Raw genomic sequence first — 16,341 nt, forward strand, 5'->3', positions numbered from 1 at the left:
AGATGTCGCTGTTCGGAAATATGGAAAGTAGCGAAAAGCCCCGCAGCGGCATGATGGCGCGGCTGCGTGCATGGCGTGGCGGCTTTGTTGAAGAGTCTGAGGCGGCTGCGTCACTTGATCCGGTCGAGCCGGTTCTCGGAGCGACGCGGCCTGTGCATGCCGCGCATGCGGCGCGCAAGGGGACCGGCGCACCTGCTGGATCGCTCGGTGCGTACCTGCGCGACGCGGACGTCACCGACGTCGATGCGTTCGAGACCGCCGATGGCTGGAGCGGCACGAAGACCCCGAACGACGTGGCGGGCGACGACGGTGCCGATGCTGGCGTGCATCCCGGCGTGCCGCCTGCGGCGGCGCTGGACGACGAAGCGTTGAGCTTCGCGATGCCGGAGAACATGGTGTCCGGATCGCCCGTCGAAGCACCGAGCGCAGAGGCACGTGCCGAGGCACGCGATGAGGTCCGTGAAGTGGTTCGCGACGAGGTTCGCGAACAGGTCGGCGATGACCCGCGCGCAGCAGCGGACGGTGCGCCCCGCAGCGAAAGGCTCGACGAAGGGAACAGCGGCGATCACGACGAGCCACGCGGCCACAACCGGCAAACGCCGGATGAAGACAAAGGCGAGGCGCAGCAGCGTGCGCTCGCCGTGTCGGACATCGAGTACACGCCAGTCGGCATGCCACGTCTGAATTCGGCCCAGGCACTCGCGGACTTCAAACGTGTGCTCTGCGATACGACGCCGGATGCAACGCTGCGCATTACGCCTGAGGCGCGCAGCGAGTTCGTGGCGGTGGACATGCAGGCCGGCATGGCTGTGGTGATCGCCACACGCGAGTTTCACGAGACTGCGCTGTACGCGACCTATCTGCAGGATCTGGAGCGCGTACACATCACCGTTCGCGAGGAAATGGTGGCGACTGCGGACGTCATCGGCGGTGTCTACGAGCGTGCGCGCATCCGGCTCTCGAAACATGTACCCGAGGGATCGCGCGCGATTGCCCTGTTCCTCGACGTGATCGACGCAGCCAACACGTATGGTGCGAGCGACGTGCACTGGGAATCGCGCGACTACCTCTCCGATGCGGAGGTGCGCTTTCGCGTCGACGGTGATCTTTACACCTACGAGCGCATGCCGAAGGCGACGATCCTGCGGGCGCTGTCAGCGGTCTATCAGGATCTCGTCCAGAGCAACACGAACAGCGGCAACGCGTTCCAGCCGAGCGCCGCGCAGTCGGCCATGATCCCGATCGCGCTCGCGACCGCGACGCTGAACCTGCGCTGGCAGAGCGCGCCCCAGATGGGCGGGTTCGACGTGGCCCTGCGCATGCTCGACGGCAACTTCCGCAACTACTCGGTGCGCATGCCCGAAAAGATGGGGCTCGAGGCGAGCCAGCTGGCGATCGTCGAAGCGCTAGGCCACGTCAGCGGGGGCGCCGTGCTGCTCTCGGGCGAGACGGGTTCGGCCAAAACCACGCTGCTGCGAGCGCTGTCGTTCATGGTTGAAGACCGCGAACTGAAAAAGCAGTACGCGGTGAGCATGCCCTCGGAGTATCCGCTGCCGTGGCTCTCCGATCAGTCGGTGCCGCGTGGTCTGGACGAGACCGAAGAGGAGTTCCGCCGCAAGGTCGCGACAATCATCCGCACGCTGATGCGCATGGACCCGGACGATCTGACGATCGCGGAAATCCTCGATTCGACCATCGCCGGTCTCGTGGTCGAACTCGCGCTCACGGGCCATCCGGTGCGCTCGACCATCCACGCTGACAGCATCATCGGCGTCTTCATGCGCCTCATGGGCGACCGCCTGCGGCTGGCCGCCGATGAAGTCGCATCCGACAAGTTCATCAACGCGGTGGGCAACCAGAAGCTCATCCCGCTACTCTGCCCGCATTGCAAGAAGCCTGCGGCCGACGTCATGAGCGCCGACGCACTCGAAACGCTGCGTGTCAAATTCGGCCTCGACACGGCGAAGATGGCGTGCCGCAACGATGACGGCTGCGAGCATTGCCGAAAGAAGGGCCTTTTGACGCGCGACGGCAAGGTGGCCGCCGGCACGAAGGGCCAGACGCTCGCGATGGAACTGTATCGGCCAACGCCAGAGTTTCTCGACCGCATTGTGGTGCGCGACTGGCGCGGCGCCGAAAGAGTGTGGCGCAAGGAGCGTACGGCGGATTTCGGTTCGGCCGACATGACCGGCAAGACCATCTACGAGCACGCGCTCTACAAGGCGTCGCAGGGATTGATCGACCCGCGTTTTATCGATCGGGGGATGAAGCCGTTCAGCGTTTACAGCGTCATGCCGGACCGTGACGGGAGGACGCCGTCATGATCGGTCGCCTGTTCTACCGCGTCTGCATGCGCCTGCCGCGCGCCGAGCGCATGAAGGTCGCGAAGTGGCGCTTCCAGAAGGTTCGCGAGATGTTCTATCGCGAGTCGCGTCTGGACATCGAGCAGACCACCGGTCTGCGCAACCGCGAAACGCTCATCGAGCGGCTCCAGGTGCTTAAGAAGCGCGCGCGCGAACGAGGCCAGATCGTCTGGCTCGCCTACGACGAGATGGAGACGCGCATGCGCCACGGCGACGGCCTCGCGCTCGCAATCAAGCCGTTCGTGCCGCTCGACGAGTACGCGCTGCTGGATCTGGCGTTCGCGTCGGACAAGGAAGATGCCGCGCGCCGTGGCTTCGACCTGTGTGAGATGGCGGCCTCGGCCAAGCGCGTGCTGTCGAATACGACCGCGCTCCAGATGGCCTATCCGATGGTGCTGCTCTGCTACATGTACGGCCTGTGCATGCTCTTCGGCGGCATGGTGTATCCGCAACTGCTCCAGGTACGGCCGCTCGACCAGTGGATGCCGTCCGGAAAGATCCTCTACGCGGTCGACACGTACTGCTACGACTACTGCCTGCTCAACGTCGCGCTGCTCGCGGCGGGCGTGTCGTCGTATTACTACGGGCTCAAGCGCTGGACCGGCGCGCTGCGCAACCGCGTGGATGCGGTGCCGCTCATGTGGCGCAACCGGCGCGACCTGCGCGCGGCGCTCCTGATCGTTTCGTTGTCGGGTCTGCTGGACTCGGGCCTCACGTTGTCGGCCGCGCTCAAGCGCATTGGCCGCCACGCCGATCCGTGGTTGAGCTGGCACGTCTCGACGATGGAGCGTCGCCTCAAGGAGCATCCCGAGCAGCCAATGCGCGCGTTCGCGACTGGCATCTTCTCCGAGGATGTGGTCGACCGGATCGCCGACTCGGAGCGGCGCGACAACTTCGTGGATGCGATCAAGTCGCTCGGCCGCACGTCTCTCGATCGCGTTGTCGAGGCTGTGCGCCGCAATGCCCGGATCACCCATTACGTGCTCCTTAGTGTCGCGGCAGCCTTGTTTATCGGCCTCGGTGTCGGTTCCTACGTCGTCACCGGCATCACCAGTTTCCAGGGCGCGCTGAGCGCGACTTCGGGAAACAACTTCTAACTTGGGCTATCACATGAAAACCAATGTCACTCAACGCGCCTCGGCGCACAAGGCTCAGATGCGACGCCTCGGCCGTCTGAAGAAGCAGACCGGCGAACTCTCGCTGACCGAGGCGGGCGCGGTGCTCGCTGCGGCCGCGCTGCTCTCGCTCGCACTCTTTTACGGCGTGCCGTTCGTGCGCAACATGGTGCAGTCCTCGACGTTCAAGAGCGAGGTAGGCATGTTCCACACCGGCATCCAGAACGCCACGTCCAACGACGCTGACTTCTCCAGCGAAACGCTGGCCACACTCGCGCAGAACCACGCGTTCGACGCGGCGGGTGCGCGCGTGTCGAGCGACTACTCGACGGTGACGGGAATCTTCGGCGGGCAGGTGACGGCGGAGCCGGGGACGGTCACCTCGTCCAACGACGCGATTGTGACGAGCTACCCGGTTCCGAAGGCGGTGTGTTCGATGGCGCTCAGCGCGGTCGTGAACATCTTCACCGAGGTGTCGGTTAACGGCACGGTGGTGTCCGGTCCGTCGACGACGTTCAGCAGCGCGAAGGCGGGCAGCGCGTGTGCGGCGGGTGGCGATACCGCCACGGTGAACATGTACACGACGCGCAGCTGAGGACCGGGCATGGGCAGCATCATCGAGATGGCGGTTTACCTCGCGGCGGCGGCGATCCTGACGGTGTACCAGATCCGCGAGGACATCCAGAAGCACCGGGCCGCGCTGCTTGCGAGCGAAGGGCAGAACGAGGCCGTGATCGCGGACGCGCTCGGCAGCTGGACCAACGACAACTACTCGACGCTGCTCAGCCAGTACGCCCAGTCGGGTAACGCGACACTGACGGCGCCGACGGTGGCCGACCTGAAAGCGGCGGGCAATCTGAAACAGTCGTACCGCGCGGGGCCGTTCTGGGGCGGAAGCTACACGATCCAGGTCAGCATGGTGCCGGACGGCTGCACCGAGCAGGACGGCAACTGCCATGTGTCTTGGGTCTTCTATCCGTCGTTGCCTTATACGCGTGACGGCAAGCCTGACGTATCCGGCGCGGCCCAGATTGCGCTCGCAGCGAATTCGCAGGGGACGCAGTTCGGGTTCTCGTCGACGCGAAATTCAGGAACGATTTCGGGCATCAGCGGCACGTGGACCGCGACCAATCCGTTATCGGGCACCCCGGCCGCGGCGATTCTCGCGACGAATGGCGCAGGCAACGACGGCAACTCGCTGTATATCCGGCGCGACGGCAGCCTGACATGGACCGGCAGCCAGAACGTGAACGGCGTGGATCTCCACAACGTCGGCAGCATCGACGCGACGGGCACGATCGCGGCACCGATCGTCGCAGCGTCGAACGTGGACGTCTCTAACGCGGTGCGCTCGCCGGGCACGCTCTACGTGCAGAGCGCAGCGGGCACCGACTCGGCGCCGATCGACACGGGTGCGGCCGCGGTGCACGGTAACGCGACCGTGTTCGGCGCGCTCGAGGTCGCGAACCAGGCGACTCCGCGCGCTAGCTGCACTTCGACCACCGGCACGACGCGAATCGCGGCAAATGCAGACGGCTCCGGGCTCATGCTTTCGTGTCAGTACACGACAAGTGGGTATGAATGGCTTCCGATTGGCGGAACCACGCTGCGCTACGGCTACTACACCGTTTCTAACGGGTCGACCGTACCGGCGCCATACTGCGCTTCCGGTGGAATACCCGCGATCTTGCTCGATGCTCAGGGACTGTACGTCGATCCCACTGCAACAGTGAACTTGGGGGCAACGGGCACCGGACCCTGGACGGTGACGATTACAGATGGAAGCGGGGCAGGCATACAGGGAGTGGCTATCGCCACAACTTATTGCGAGTTCTGACCGAGGACGACATGAATTTCCGACGATTGATGTACACGGTCATCGTGCTTTGCACTCCGATAATTTCCAACGCTGCATTCGCAGCGCCCGTGCGCTGTACAAATGGCTACCAAGATTCCTCATGCACGCCAAAGCTGGTCAATGCGCCACAAACTCCCGGCGCGTGTCCTGCGGCCGCGGGTTGGACGACCGCTGTAGCCGCCGTCTGGCAAGGGGCACAGTATTCATCACCTCAGTGCCAGTATCAGGCGCCGCCGACTTGTGCGCCAGGTTATACGCAGATTTCTGGCCCCGATTGGAACGGCGTTGCCTGGGTGGATCTCATGTGTCAACCGACGTTGCCGGCGCGCCCGGACATTCCAACGCAGTGCATGGCGCAGTTGCCGTCCGGCTGGACAGTGAACGGGACCTATAGTGGATCGGCATCCTCGGCAGTACCACCGGCTGGATACCAAATTAGCTGGTACACCGGCAGCACGTCGCTTCTGACAGATAAATGCGGGACGACCTACTACGAGACTATTTTGGAGTGCTGGAGTACGACGTCCGATAGCCTTTTCTACAAGTGGGCCTATTACACCACACATGCCTCTGGGTCATGCGGTCACTGACGTTTCGCAAACCGGAAGAAAAAAGCCCGCAATAAGCGGGCTTTTTTCATTTCTTCGTTAGGTGTTTATCCGACCCTGGTGCCAGTCGTGTAGCGGAAGGTCCGGGTGAATGCCGTACCGTTCCACGTCCCATTGATCGTTGCCGTATACGTGGTGCTCTTACTCAATGCTACGGCGGGATAGGCACGGCCCTCGTACGCCTTAATCAAACCAGTCGTGTCAGTTGATGAATCCAGCACTTGCAGCGCCACGACGTTTCCGGACGTGTCGGAGAGGGTTCCCGAGGTGATCCGAATCGTATCGCCGGGATTTGCCTCGATGCCGATAGCGGCGCCCCAAGCGCCCGACGTATTCGGCGGAACGGGCGACTCGCCAGCCACTTGGTACGGAACGTCGGTGGTGCCTTCGCACGGATATGTCAGCGGCAACGTACCCGCAAGTTTTTGCATGCTGCCCATGGTCACAGTTGACTGGATTTCGGGGTACCCGTTGTACGACAGTTCGTTCCAGCCCACGCCGACTTGGGTGATCGGCAGAACGGTCAGCGCGATGTGATATACCCCAGCGGCCCACCCCGCAGCGATTTGCTCGCCATATGCAGTCTCGGTGAGCGTTGCGTTCGTATAAAAGCCCGCGCTCACGCCGCCTGCGATCGATGCAGCAGGAAAGCCAGCCGCAACCGCCCGATCGGTGTAGGTGACGCCGGTGAAGCCGGGGTTGCCAGCGACTTCCGTATCGGTGACCGTGCCGCCGTTCTGTCCCATATACGATGCGTGCGCTTGTGCTGCCTGGTCGAGAACGGTGTTCTCGGTCAGGGCCGGAAAGCCGCATTGTTGGCGCTGCGTGTTGATCGTGTTGAACACCGCTAGTTGGGCGCTGTTCGCCGCGTACTGCGGGGTCGACACGTTGCCCGTGCTAGCCGACGGTGCAGTCGAGCCGGTCGACGAGTTGTTCGAGCTCGATGCGGCGTCGCCGCCACCGCCACCACCGCCGCACGCGGCGAGAGCAAGCGAAGCTGCAAAGGCGAAAGCCGTGACGGAGGAGATTTTCTTCTGTTTCATCGGTGTGGTCCTCTTTTTAGATTTTTAGCCGCGCCCCATGCGCGAACCTGAAACCCAGGTTACCAGGCTCGTCCGGAAGTCAAGTCGGCGAGCCCGTCGCGCCGCGGGCGATCCTATAACTAACGGAAAGATTTCGAAAGACTTTAAGTATCCGCAGAAAAAACCCGCCTCAAGAGCGGGGAAATGCGATTTGCATCAAATCAGGCGTTTACGCCGCTGTCGGTGGAAGATCCGCAGACCGACGAATACCGCGACCAGCAGGCCCGCCGTCGTCTTTGGGGCGTAGCCGGCCGCGTGAGGGACCGCCTGCGCGCCGATCCAGACGGCGAGAAACGCGATCAGTGCGCGTGCAACGATGGGCCGATTGAGGGCACTCACGAAGCGCGATGGGCGCTCGCGCACCCACGCCGAATAGTCCTCGTTGAGCCGTTCAAGATCGAAGCTTTCCGGAGCGACATTTCGTGCCTCCCGGTAGAACGATTCATAGCCCGCAAAGCGGCCGTCTCCGTAACCACGTAGCCACGCCGCAGCGCTGTCCCTGACTAGCCAGGCGAGATCTTCCATGCGGCGGTCCTTCATCAGTGAACGGCGCGCGCGAACCACGGAACGGAGCCGATTGCGTTCACGATGCAGCGGCCGTCTTCCTCGGCGAAGTAGTCGCCCGTCTCCGAGTCTTGCCAGCCAAACTGCGCGCGACCGTCGGTGCTCAAGACGACAAGGCCGGCGGGCAATTCAACGCGGTCACATACTTGCTGCATTTCCATTCCTCCCGTTTCGGCCGGCGCCGCGCGCGCGGGGCAACAAGCTGCCGTTGCATGCCGGGCACACGAAGCTGTGGCGCATTTCGATCTTCGACTCGTTGTTCGACACGATGTAATGTGTGCGGCACTCGCGGCAAGGCGCGAGGGACAGTCGCGTGCTAGCGCCCATCCACCGAGTCAAGCCGCACGCGCGGTCGACCGTGAGCAGTACCGGGGAAGTGTCGGCGAACAGGTTCGAATAAAGATCGGCGGCCGCGATCAGCGCCTGAGGCGTGTTTGCGTCGGCCCCCAGCGCCGCGCTGAAGAGCCAGATGAAGACCGTCGAGTGCAGACGATGCTGCGGTTTGTCAACGAACCATTGCAGCGAGTTCGGGAGGTTGCCGCACGGCGAGCGCTTGCCGTGGATCGTCTGGTACATCTGGCGCGTCTTGCTCTGAGGCAGACAGAACAGCGTGGCCGCAGTACTCGCGCGGCCGCCGTGGGCCATCAGGGACGCGGCATACATTTCGTGCGTCTCGCGGCCCAGTCGCAGGTCGGTCCAGTTGGCTGTGTGCGGCAGATCACCCGCGCGAAACGGCGTCGTTGACATGATGTGATGGGCTACCTGCTCGACGTTCAGGTCATGTGCGGTGAACTGGAACCAGAAGGCGTCATCGCGAAAGCGCCAGCAGAAGAGCGGCAGGTCGCGGATGCGCTCGAGCGCTGTGCGGAGTTTGTACGCGGGGAGGCTGCCGAGATAGCGCACGAGTTCCGGCGTCATGCCGAGCAGCGGCGCGGCAAGCACATTCATGTTTGCGACAGACTGGATGAGGTCGAGGAACTGCCGGTTGTGGTGTTGGATCGATTGGATGGTTAGCGCGTCGCGTGCTGCCGGCATGCTGTCTCGCAGCGCGTCTACAGCCATAGTCGTTGCCGTGTTGTCAACGAAGCAACGCCAGTCTTCGACCGATGGAAGCGACGGTGAAACCATCAAGAATGGCGTGCCAAGCAGGCTACGCAGCGAAGCTTCGTTGCGGTGCAGATGCTCGATCGATTTTGGGTCGACGCCGTAGATTGCGCTGAAAGCGGGCTTGGAGACCAGGACCTGGCGCATGTGCTCAACGAGATCGTAGTTGGTCGCACGGATACGCTCGCGGAGCCAGCGCGGAAGGTATAGCCGGTCCAGCGCCTTGTAGTCCTCTACACTTTTGGCATGGTTGTTTTTTGTGTGATCCATATTTGATTTTTACGGTGTATTGGTGACCTGCTTTCGAGACACGTTTTCGCGCCCCCGGGCGCGTGTTGCGTTCAGGCTGCCTTGGCTGCGGCCACTATCTCCGTGTGGAACTTGCCGACCACATCGGCGAGTGCGTTGAACATCGGCGCGTAGCGCTGCAGCTTGCCCTCCGCGGTGCACAGCAGCTGGACACTCGTGTAGCGCTGGGCGACCTGGCCGAACTCGATGACGAGCGCATTCATCTCCTCCTCGACGCGCTTGTTGGCTTCAAGGGCGGTTTCGGCCTCTGCGACCTTCGCCGCGATCTCGGTCTCTTGCGCCTTCTGGGCCTCGATGCGCGCCTGGAGCTCCGTGGATTCCTTGAGCAACTTCTGGAACTGATCGTTCAGGCGGTTGAGGTCTTCCCGTGCTGCGTCGTCCTTGACGGGAGGCCGGGCATTAGCTTCGGCGACCTCGCGACGTGCGACAGCAAGCTCCTTTTCGACTTCGCTCAACTGCTGATGAAGCGCGTTGCGCGAGTTGCCGGACAGAGCGAGATCGTTACGCAGGCGGTCGGTTTCTTCTTGATTGGCCGTCTGCGCCAGGCGCATCTGCTCCATTTCACGCTGCACGCGCTGTTCTTCTGCGCGGCTGATGTCGTAGAGCGCCGTCAGGCGGGCGACTTCCTCGTTGTTGGTCTCGACCTGCTCGCGCGTGGCCGTGAGTTCGTCCACCTTTTCCCGGTAAGCGGCGATCAGATCTCTTACTGCGCGCGTGGACAGATCGGGATTCGCCTTGCGTTGTTCAATGACCGCGTTGACGATTTCATCGCCCAGGTCCTTCGGGAGCAGCAACTGCATATCCGTTTGACGCAGGAATTCGACCGCTTCCGTGTTGGCGTGGAATTTTGCGTATGCGCGCAGGTGCGATTTGATTTTCGTTCTGGAGAACTGATGGAGCTTCTCGAGATAGAGATAGGCATCGGTTTGGGCGCGCTGGTGTGTCCTCGCGTCGTCGCCGAACTTCGCGATGTAGGCGGCGTGAACAATGCGAATGACTTCGCCAAAGCGGAAGCCGAGCGTCATGTGTTCATGCATGATGCGGCGCACCGATTCATTGATTTCGGTGCAGCTTTGCATGAGTTCCTGGAGTCGCTCTTCCGGGAGGGTCCCGCCAAACGATTCCCGTGCGGCGTGCGCGATGTCGTTATGCGACGGCAGGTGCGTGCCGAAGAAGCCGCCGGAGCCGTCGTCGGAAGGCAACACGACCCCTTCCTCGGGGATGGTCGGGTCGAAGTCGTCGCTGGGTGGCGTCAAATTCCCGCTGTTCTTGCGATCTTCGCCGTGAGCGGGACTGCTCGCATCTGAGTTGGCGTCAAACGGAGGTTTTTTCTTGTTGCTCATTTTGTTGGTCTCTTAATGTGGAAAGCGCGGTCTGCGAAAGAGCCGATCTGACAGAGCAGATCGCTTGGACACCGGCACTCTTTGGCCAAGGGTACGCGCGCGCGCGGTTGGCAGCCCCGCGAAAGATGATGAAAAACATGCAGCTTTTGCTTAAAAGACAAAGCCATGTATTCAAACGGCATCGTTTGCGTGATCTTTAGCGTGCGTGCGCAATCGTTTTCGGTGTTCATCTATCTCGAAGTCGCAGGTTGATGCATTCAGCATAATCGCCTCCCATGCGACGCGAACATTGACTGGTTTCTTGCGCGCGGTGCCGAAATCTGTCCGTCGCTGGCGCAGCCAGAGTGCGAGTTCGTTGATATGGATCAAAGGAAGCGGCAGATCGGGATGGAGCGTGCAGTCCGCCGCGGCGAACACGCCCAGGCCTTCGATCGGCCAGACGGGCGGCAGCTTCCGGTTGAGAAATGCGACCTTGGTGCGGTTCTGAGCGAGTGGGGAACGGCGCACTTCGGCCACGCCATCGGCGCCGGTGCGAACCACGTCGTCGACGTTCGCCGCGGGCGCGATCTGGCCGCTCCAGTTTTTCGTCTCGATCACGAAGATGCCGAAGGGCGTGATGGCGATGTGATCGATCTCCGCAGTCGGAAACGCCGTGCCCGGCGCGTGTTGCACGAGCACCGCACCGTCATGGAGGTAGAAGTCGTTGCCGCACAGTCCCGCGAGCACACGACGCAGTTCCGCGCGCACGGCGGCTTCGCCGGCTTCGCCGCGGATCATCGCCCGCGTGGGCGGCGGCGCGTTGTGTTGATGCTCCGCGCGGGCAGGCATGCTTCGACGCAGGCGCGGCGCGCGCCGCGCGAACCTGTATCCGAAATAGCCGATGGCGGCGACACCCAAGAGGCTGGTCATGGTCACTCCGTTCAATGAAGGTAGTGAATCCAGTCTGCCAGGCATTTTTCGAAGTCAAGTGCGCGCGCCCGGCAGGCGCATGTCTGTTTAAACCAGGAAAGCTCAACAAAAAGTGAAGCTTTCCGGGTTTTGGGCGACAGGCGCCTGTCGGCAACCACCGCTCAGTGCATCTGGACGAAAGCTCACGTGAATTCGCGAGCATAGTGACGATGCCTACGCCTCCATCTGACCTAACCTCGGGATGTCAAGGCGTCCTGCACGCATCGAAACGGCCGCACGGTTCTCGTGCCGCAACCTTCCTTCACTTCAAGTCCGCGAGAGTCCGTACGCGGTGGCCTGACAACGGGTCACGGCGCACGTGCTTCGCGCACCGGTTTTCCTTGCTCGCTTCGAGCATCGAAACCACCAGGCGACGCCTGGACTTTCCCTTGTGCGTTAATTTTTCTGGAGCGAGAAATGCTGAAGCTGTTTGTTGCAGACGTCATGAAATCACCGGGCAAGCTCCTCGCCCTGTGCTTTGTAGTCTATCTGGCCGCGATGTCGTTCTTCGTGGGCCTGTTCCTGTTTCTGGTCGCCATTCATTGGGTGCGCAAGCAGATCATGCTGAAGGCGAAGGCGTTTGAAGCTGCCGAAGCCGAAGCCGCACGCGAGCGTGCCAACGAGGTTCGTGAGCAGGCATTGAAGGCCACGGGGAAACCTGCGGAACAGGTCGCGCCGGATTCCGTTGCTGTTGCACAGGTCACGCCGGTCCGTCAGTACGCACGTTCCGCCGTTGTCATTCCGATGAAGAAGACGGGTACCCACGACTAGGGTCCGTCATTTCACTTCCACCGCGGCGCTCGTCGCGGTGGCCCTTACCCCGCCGGGAATCCATTCCCGGCAAGGGGTGCGATTGCCCGGCCGATCCCGGAGCAATCCCATGAAACCAAAAGTCGCTGCCTGGCAGCTCGACATCTTTGGCGGCGAGGCCACTCCGGTGCTCGTCGTCCCTCCCAAACCCGATCCCTTACCCGACCCGCAGTACTGGAGCGCATCAGTGCGCGAAGGGATGATCGACGCACTGATCACCCTTGCGCGCGACAGCCGCCGTGGCGACCGCATGCCGGAGTCGCTGATGGACTGCGCCGCGATGCTCAGCGATCGGCTGCGCAACGTGAAGCTCGACGTCGACGATTACCGCGCCACGCTAGGCTGGATCATGGGCTACTGGGACGGGGCGCTGTCGTATGAGCACGTTTGCAGTGTCAACGGGATCGATCCCGAGACGCTCCAGTCCGTGATCTTCGAGACACCACTACTCGCGCGCGATCTCGCTGAGTTGCGCCGCATCTGTTTCGGCTCGTTGCTGTAGGAGTGAATATGGCCGCTCAACATTTCTTCCGCGCGCTAGCGGAGTTCTTTCCCGTTGCAAAAGGGGACGTTCGCAGGGAGCACCAGGCACGTAATGCCGAAGCGTCTTCTGCACCGATGCCCGTTCAGCCGACGCAACCCACACAAATCGCGCAACCGCGCCGTGTCGGCGAGGGAGCAACGAACGAGACGTTCGTCACCATCAAGGACGTGCCCAACCTCTTCGTCGACGAGGGGGACTGCGTCGTGCAGTTCGTCCCGGCGTTTGACGAGGGCGCGCGCGACACGCCGTTCGGCACCAAGATCCTTCCGGAACTTGCCCCGCACTGGTCGCTTCTTCGGGAGCACGCCTCACCATTGAAAGACGCGATCGCCGCGGCAATCCGCGGGTGCGGTGCGCCGCAGATGTCGCCGGCACCTTCCGCAGCCAGTCACGTAGAGGCGCCGTCACCAGTGGGTCAACACTTCAACGCTGCGCATCAGGAGTCTGAACGGCTGGCGGCACACGCGGCGCAGGAGCCGCGCGCGCAACGAAACGCCGGTGGTCATCGTCGCGACATGCTCGCGGCGATACACGGCAAGGTCGTGAGCTGGGGGGAGGAGAAGTTTCCCAATCGCAAGCCCAACGGCAAGCCGTTCTACACCTCGTTCGCAATGCGTATCCAAACCGCGATGGGCGAGCAGACTCTGCAAGGCGAAGGCCTCAAGGACGCGATCGCCGATTCGGGCTGCAAGATCGGCGACACCGTGTCGGTTCGCCGCCTCGAAAAGATCAAGGTGTCCGCTTTCCGCGAAAGCGGACAACCGGTCATGAAAGACGGCCAGCAGGTCCTCTGGGACAAGTGGCTCTGGTCCATCACACGTTAATAACAGGAGTTTTCATGGCATCAGTCAACAAGGTCATCCTCGTCGGAAATCTCGGCGCGGAACCGGAAGTGCGTTATCTGCCCAGCGGTGACGCTGTGGCCAACATCCGGCTCGCAACCACCGACCGCTACAAGGACAAGGCGTCGGGCGAATTCAAGGAAATGACCGAATGGCACCGCGTGGCATTCTTCGGGCGTCTCGCGGAAATCGTCAGCGAGTATTTGAAGAAGGGTTCGTCGGTCTATATCGAGGGCCGCATCCGCACGCGCAAGTGGCAGGCGCAAGACGGCACTGACCGGTACTCGACGGAGATTGTCGCGGACCAGATGCAGATGCTTGGCGGCCGCAGCGGTGGTGACAGCGCTGGCGGTCAACGTCGCGACGCTGGCGACGACGGCTACGCCGACGACGGCGGTTTTGAATCGAAGCCGCCCGCGCGCGCATCGCAAGGTGCACGCGGCGGATCGCGTTCGGTACCCTCGGGCGTGAGTCCTCGTGCTAATCCGCCGCAATCGTCGGCGGGTGGTGGAGGCGGAACGCGGCCGCCGTCGGGCGGAGGTTTTGACGAGATGGACGACGACATTCCTTTCCGCGCCGCCTATCCGCGGGCAGCGTGGTCGGCCATCTGATCCCGTAAGTTCTCACCGCAGGATTTGCTGCTCCCGCAAGTCCTCACCTACGTTTCGCGACGCACCTTCGGGTGCGTCGTGCGACGCATTCCTCTGAGCTGCGCAGCCGCGCGCTGATCCACTTCGACACAACACCGGAAACCTGCTGAAAAGAGCGACTCGCACACGCGGGCGGCTCTTTTGAGCACGAGTTTTCACGCCTGTTGCTCAGGCACCGACCCAACCCACTTCCCTATGGAGAGTGACATATGAGTACGACTGGACGCGGGCTGTCACCCGAGCAGTACGAGTGGCTGCAACGCACGCTGAAGGGATTCACGCTCTCTCCGGAGGCGTGGATCTCGATCCTGATGAGTTACGGCATTCCCGCAGACTATCTCACCGGACGCGCGACAGCGTGTCCGGTCTGCGGGGGCGACGACCGGTTCACCTATGACAACAAGCACGGCCGCGGCGACTGGGTCTGTCGCCAGTGCAATGGCGGCGATCCGATGGCTGGTGATGGCCTGCAGCTGATCACGCGCGTTGCCCATATCGGTCTCTTCAGGCTGATGCGGGAGCTCACGGGAGGCGCGCCGTCGTCGACGCGCCCTGTTGTGGATTTCAAGGCGCCACGCCCGAAACGCAAGGCGAGCCCCGCCTTCGTTGAAAAGCGGCTGAACGGTCTGTGGCAGGACGCCAGGCCCCAGACCATCGGCGATCTCTCGATGCGTTATCTGCAGGAGCGGGTGCCGGGCCTGACGGCTGGTCCATCTGCTGCGTTGCGACTCGGTGAGCTCGAGTACCGGCACGACGGGGCGGTGATGGGTGAATGGCCCGGCATCCTCGCGCGGTTCGAGTTGCCCGACGGCCGGCTCGGCACCTTGCATCGCACGTTCCTTGACCCGATGAGGCCTGCCAAGGCGGCGATCGTGTCAGCGGACGGCGAAATCCTCGATGCGAAGCTCAACGACATGACGCTCAACCCGCTCGCGGGCGGCGCGGTGCGTCTGATGAAGCCGATCGATGGCGAGATCGGTGTCGGCGAGGGACTGGAAACGGTGTATGGCGCCTTCATGGAAACCGGTGTGCCGGTCTGGAACTGCCTGAACCGTGTCCTGCTCGCGAAGTTTGTCGTACCGGAAAGACTCGGTATCAAGGTCGTGCACATCTTCATGGACTTCGATCACATTGACCTGAAGACCGGGAAATCGCCCGGTGTTGCGGCCGGTATGGCACTCGCGAAGCGCCTGCGGGCCGAGGGCTACACGGTCGTGCAGCATCGCCCGCGCGTGCGCGGCACCGATTTTGCCGACCAGTGGAAAGCACGGTTTCTTGCAGCGAATGAAATCGCCCCGACGGGGCTGCGGTTAGTCCGGGCCTCGCGCCCGGCGGTGACCGCCTGATCTGTTAGCCGGAACGTCCGGCAATCTATTTGACCTGCCCGGTGGGGATTCATCCCCGCCGGGGGATGGTCCGTCCGGGCTCTTTTCCCTGAGGCAGAAAATGAGCTACTTCCAGATGAAAGTTGGAAATCGCTTCACGATTGTGGCGACCAATGGCGCAGCCAACGGTCACCAGCCTGTCTGTAAATCCGAGGCGACCGGCTTCGACGTGTTCGACCGCGCGAGCTGCAGGACGGTCGCACGCGACGAGCCCTTCGATAAGGCATTCGACTTTTGCACGCTACGACTTGCTGTGGTAGTAACGAAGCGCACGCAGTAGTGCGCGCGCATGAAGAAACGGCGACCCGAAATTGGGTCGCCGTTTTTTTTGGCTTCGGGTGATTGCAAATCGATCACCGCGATACGCGAAGCCACCACACAAGCAGAAAGCCGGCGCCACGCAATGCATACCAACCGCCGGCTGCGAAGAAAAAACCGAGTGCAGAAGCAAGGCCGATGTACACGGCCGCGTCGTGGAGGCCCTCGCTGTATAACCACGCGGATGATAGCCATACGAGGTAGCACACAGCGGCGATTGCCGCGCGGCGCGCGATCGCGGGCCAGCTCATGAACATCGTCCATGCCTTTTCGATACGATCCATCACTCTCCCTCCGGTTGGTGGTATTTGTCGAACGCGATGCCGCCGACCATCCAGCCAGCGATGCTGACTGCGATCAGCGCTGCGATGTAGATCCACGTGAGCGGTTCGGTCAGTCGTTCTCCGTGGAGGATTGCGTTGAGCAGTGCGTATTCCATTGTGTCTTTCCTTTTCAGTTTGGGGTTATGCACCGGTGCAAGGCGAATTGGGTCCGCGT

Annotated in this window: 18 protein-coding genes; 10 read left to right on the forward strand and 8 right to left on the reverse strand. The window is 62.4% G+C overall.

The window, feature by feature from the left end:
• Positions 1-2 precede the first annotated feature (2 nt).
• From BMY06_RS31430 to BMY06_RS31445, 4 genes are read left to right on the forward strand one after another with little or no spacing between them, the layout of a single operon-like run.
• A complete protein-coding gene (locus BMY06_RS31430) occupies positions 3-2,324 on the forward strand; it encodes an ATPase, T2SS/T4P/T4SS family (RefSeq protein WP_074987005.1) in 2,322 nt (773 codons plus the stop codon).
• Positions 2,321-3,460 carry a type II secretion system F family protein gene (locus BMY06_RS31435; protein ID WP_074987006.1) on the forward strand — a complete coding sequence of 380 codons (1,140 nt, stop codon included), beginning with the start codon at positions 2,321-2,323 and terminating at the stop codon, positions 3,458-3,460. The genes BMY06_RS31430 and BMY06_RS31435 overlap by 4 nt, the downstream gene beginning before the upstream one ends.
• A 13-nt stretch (positions 3,461-3,473) precedes the next feature.
• On the forward strand, positions 3,474-4,073 hold the full coding sequence (locus tag BMY06_RS31440; protein WP_080180130.1) for a type 4 pilus major pilin: 600 nt from the start codon (positions 3,474-3,476) through the stop codon (positions 4,071-4,073).
• A 9-nt stretch (positions 4,074-4,082) separates the two neighbouring features.
• Complete coding sequence (locus BMY06_RS31445) at positions 4,083-5,315, forward strand: hypothetical protein (protein ID WP_074987007.1); 1,233 nt, start codon at positions 4,083-4,085, stop codon at positions 5,313-5,315.
• Between the two features lie 676 nt (positions 5,316-5,991).
• Here the strand turns inward: BMY06_RS31445 and BMY06_RS31450 are convergent.
• From BMY06_RS31450 to BMY06_RS31475, 6 genes are all read right to left on the reverse strand, one after another.
• Positions 5,992-6,987 (reverse strand): CAP domain-containing protein, encoded by a 996-nt coding sequence (locus BMY06_RS31450; protein ID WP_074987008.1) that lies wholly within the window; start codon positions 6,985-6,987, stop codon positions 5,992-5,994.
• 195 nt (positions 6,988-7,182) lie between these two features.
• Complete coding sequence (locus BMY06_RS31455) at positions 7,183-7,551, reverse strand: hypothetical protein (protein WP_074987111.1); 369 nt, start codon at positions 7,549-7,551, stop codon at positions 7,183-7,185.
• A gap of 14 nt (positions 7,552-7,565) precedes the next feature.
• Positions 7,566-7,745 carry a hypothetical protein gene (locus tag BMY06_RS31460; protein ID WP_074987009.1) on the reverse strand — a complete coding sequence of 60 codons (180 nt, stop codon included), beginning with the start codon at positions 7,743-7,745 and terminating at the stop codon, positions 7,566-7,568.
• Entirely contained in the window at positions 7,729-8,964 is a 1,236-nt protein-coding gene (locus BMY06_RS31465; RefSeq protein ID WP_074987010.1) for a FlhC family transcriptional regulator, read from the reverse strand. Before BMY06_RS31465 ends, BMY06_RS31460 begins: the two co-directional genes overlap by 17 nt.
• A gap of 71 nt (positions 8,965-9,035) precedes the next feature.
• Positions 9,036-10,346, reverse strand: a complete 1,311-nt coding sequence (locus BMY06_RS31470) for a coiled-coil domain-containing protein (RefSeq protein ID WP_124263234.1) — start codon at positions 10,344-10,346, stop codon at positions 9,036-9,038.
• Positions 10,347-10,517: 171 nt separating this feature from the next.
• Entirely contained in the window at positions 10,518-11,255 is a 738-nt protein-coding gene (locus BMY06_RS31475; RefSeq protein WP_074987012.1) for a nuclease-related domain-containing protein, read from the reverse strand.
• A gap of 456 nt (positions 11,256-11,711) precedes the next feature.
• Between BMY06_RS31475 and BMY06_RS31480 the strand changes: the two genes are divergently transcribed.
• The 6 genes from BMY06_RS31480 to BMY06_RS31505 all read left to right on the forward strand — a co-directional run bounded on the left by BMY06_RS31480 (position 11,712) and on the right by BMY06_RS31505 (position 15,805).
• Complete coding sequence (locus tag BMY06_RS31480) at positions 11,712-12,065, forward strand: hypothetical protein (protein WP_074987013.1); 354 nt, start codon at positions 11,712-11,714, stop codon at positions 12,063-12,065.
• A 109-nt stretch (positions 12,066-12,174) separates the two neighbouring features.
• Positions 12,175-12,606: a hypothetical protein gene (locus tag BMY06_RS31485; protein ID WP_074987014.1), complete on the forward strand. Its 432-nt coding sequence runs from the start codon at positions 12,175-12,177 to the stop codon at positions 12,604-12,606.
• 8 nt (positions 12,607-12,614) lie between these two features.
• Positions 12,615-13,472: a hypothetical protein gene (locus BMY06_RS31490; RefSeq protein WP_074987015.1), complete on the forward strand. Its 858-nt coding sequence runs from the start codon at positions 12,615-12,617 to the stop codon at positions 13,470-13,472.
• 14 nt (positions 13,473-13,486) lie between these two features.
• Complete coding sequence (locus BMY06_RS31495; RefSeq protein ID WP_074987016.1) at positions 13,487-14,101, forward strand: single-stranded DNA-binding protein; 615 nt, start codon at positions 13,487-13,489, stop codon at positions 14,099-14,101.
• A 248-nt stretch (positions 14,102-14,349) separates the two neighbouring features.
• Positions 14,350-15,486, forward strand: a complete 1,137-nt coding sequence (locus BMY06_RS31500; protein WP_074987017.1) for a primase-helicase zinc-binding domain-containing protein — start codon at positions 14,350-14,352, stop codon at positions 15,484-15,486.
• Positions 15,487-15,586: 100 nt separating this feature from the next.
• Positions 15,587-15,805: a hypothetical protein gene (locus tag BMY06_RS31505; protein WP_074987018.1), complete on the forward strand. Its 219-nt coding sequence runs from the start codon at positions 15,587-15,589 to the stop codon at positions 15,803-15,805.
• A 73-nt stretch (positions 15,806-15,878) separates the two neighbouring features.
• Here the strand turns inward: BMY06_RS31505 and BMY06_RS31510 are convergent, their stop codons facing one another.
• Both BMY06_RS31510 and BMY06_RS39765 read right to left on the reverse strand, forming a co-directional pair.
• A complete protein-coding gene (locus tag BMY06_RS31510; RefSeq protein ID WP_074987019.1) occupies positions 15,879-16,127 on the reverse strand; it encodes a hypothetical protein in 249 nt (82 codons plus the stop codon).
• On the reverse strand, positions 16,127-16,282 hold the full coding sequence (locus BMY06_RS39765; protein WP_161495525.1) for a hypothetical protein: 156 nt from the start codon (positions 16,280-16,282) through the stop codon (positions 16,127-16,129). Before BMY06_RS39765 ends, BMY06_RS31510 begins: the two co-directional genes overlap by 1 nt.
• Positions 16,283-16,341: the final 59 nt, after the last annotated feature.

Origin of the sequence: Paraburkholderia tropica, assembly GCF_900109265.1 — a bacterium.
Taxonomy (GTDB): domain Bacteria; phylum Pseudomonadota; class Gammaproteobacteria; order Burkholderiales; family Burkholderiaceae; genus Paraburkholderia; species Paraburkholderia tropica.

Excerpts from the sequence above, each read along its gene's own strand:
- BMY06_RS31455 (WP_074987111.1), bottom strand. The coding sequence starts at position 7,551 with ATGGAAGATCTCGCCTGGCTAGTCAGGGACAGCGCTGCGGCGTGGCTA.
- BMY06_RS31485 (WP_074987014.1), top strand. The coding sequence starts at position 12,175 with ATGAAACCAAAAGTCGCTGCCTGGCAGCTCGACATCTTTGGCGGCGAG.
- BMY06_RS31445 (WP_074987007.1), top strand. The coding sequence starts at position 4,083 with ATGGGCAGCATCATCGAGATGGCGGTTTACCTCGCGGCGGCGGCGATC.
- BMY06_RS31475 (WP_074987012.1), bottom strand. The coding sequence starts at position 11,255 with ATGACCAGCCTCTTGGGTGTCGCCGCCATCGGCTATTTCGGATACAGG.
- BMY06_RS39765 (WP_161495525.1), bottom strand. The coding sequence starts at position 16,282 with ATGGAATACGCACTGCTCAACGCAATCCTCCACGGAGAACGACTGACC.
- BMY06_RS31460 (WP_074987009.1), bottom strand. The coding sequence starts at position 7,745 with ATGCAGCAAGTATGTGACCGCGTTGAATTGCCCGCCGGCCTTGTCGTC.
- BMY06_RS31495 (WP_074987016.1), top strand. The coding sequence starts at position 13,487 with ATGGCATCAGTCAACAAGGTCATCCTCGTCGGAAATCTCGGCGCGGAA.
- BMY06_RS31490 (WP_074987015.1), top strand. The coding sequence starts at position 12,615 with ATGGCCGCTCAACATTTCTTCCGCGCGCTAGCGGAGTTCTTTCCCGTT.
- BMY06_RS31430 (WP_074987005.1), top strand. The coding sequence starts at position 3 with ATGTCGCTGTTCGGAAATATGGAAAGTAGCGAAAAGCCCCGCAGCGGC.
- BMY06_RS31480 (WP_074987013.1), top strand. The coding sequence starts at position 11,712 with ATGCTGAAGCTGTTTGTTGCAGACGTCATGAAATCACCGGGCAAGCTC.
- BMY06_RS31450 (WP_074987008.1), bottom strand. The coding sequence starts at position 6,987 with ATGAAACAGAAGAAAATCTCCTCCGTCACGGCTTTCGCCTTTGCAGCT.
- BMY06_RS31510 (WP_074987019.1), bottom strand. The coding sequence starts at position 16,127 with ATGGATCGTATCGAAAAGGCATGGACGATGTTCATGAGCTGGCCCGCG.
- BMY06_RS31470 (WP_124263234.1), bottom strand. The coding sequence starts at position 10,346 with ATGAGCAACAAGAAAAAACCTCCGTTTGACGCCAACTCAGATGCGAGC.
- BMY06_RS31505 (WP_074987018.1), top strand. The coding sequence starts at position 15,587 with ATGAGCTACTTCCAGATGAAAGTTGGAAATCGCTTCACGATTGTGGCG.
- BMY06_RS31500 (WP_074987017.1), top strand. The coding sequence starts at position 14,350 with ATGAGTACGACTGGACGCGGGCTGTCACCCGAGCAGTACGAGTGGCTG.
- BMY06_RS31435 (WP_074987006.1), top strand. The coding sequence starts at position 2,321 with ATGATCGGTCGCCTGTTCTACCGCGTCTGCATGCGCCTGCCGCGCGCC.
- BMY06_RS31465 (WP_074987010.1), bottom strand. The coding sequence starts at position 8,964 with ATGGATCACACAAAAAACAACCATGCCAAAAGTGTAGAGGACTACAAG.
- BMY06_RS31440 (WP_080180130.1), top strand. The coding sequence starts at position 3,474 with ATGAAAACCAATGTCACTCAACGCGCCTCGGCGCACAAGGCTCAGATG.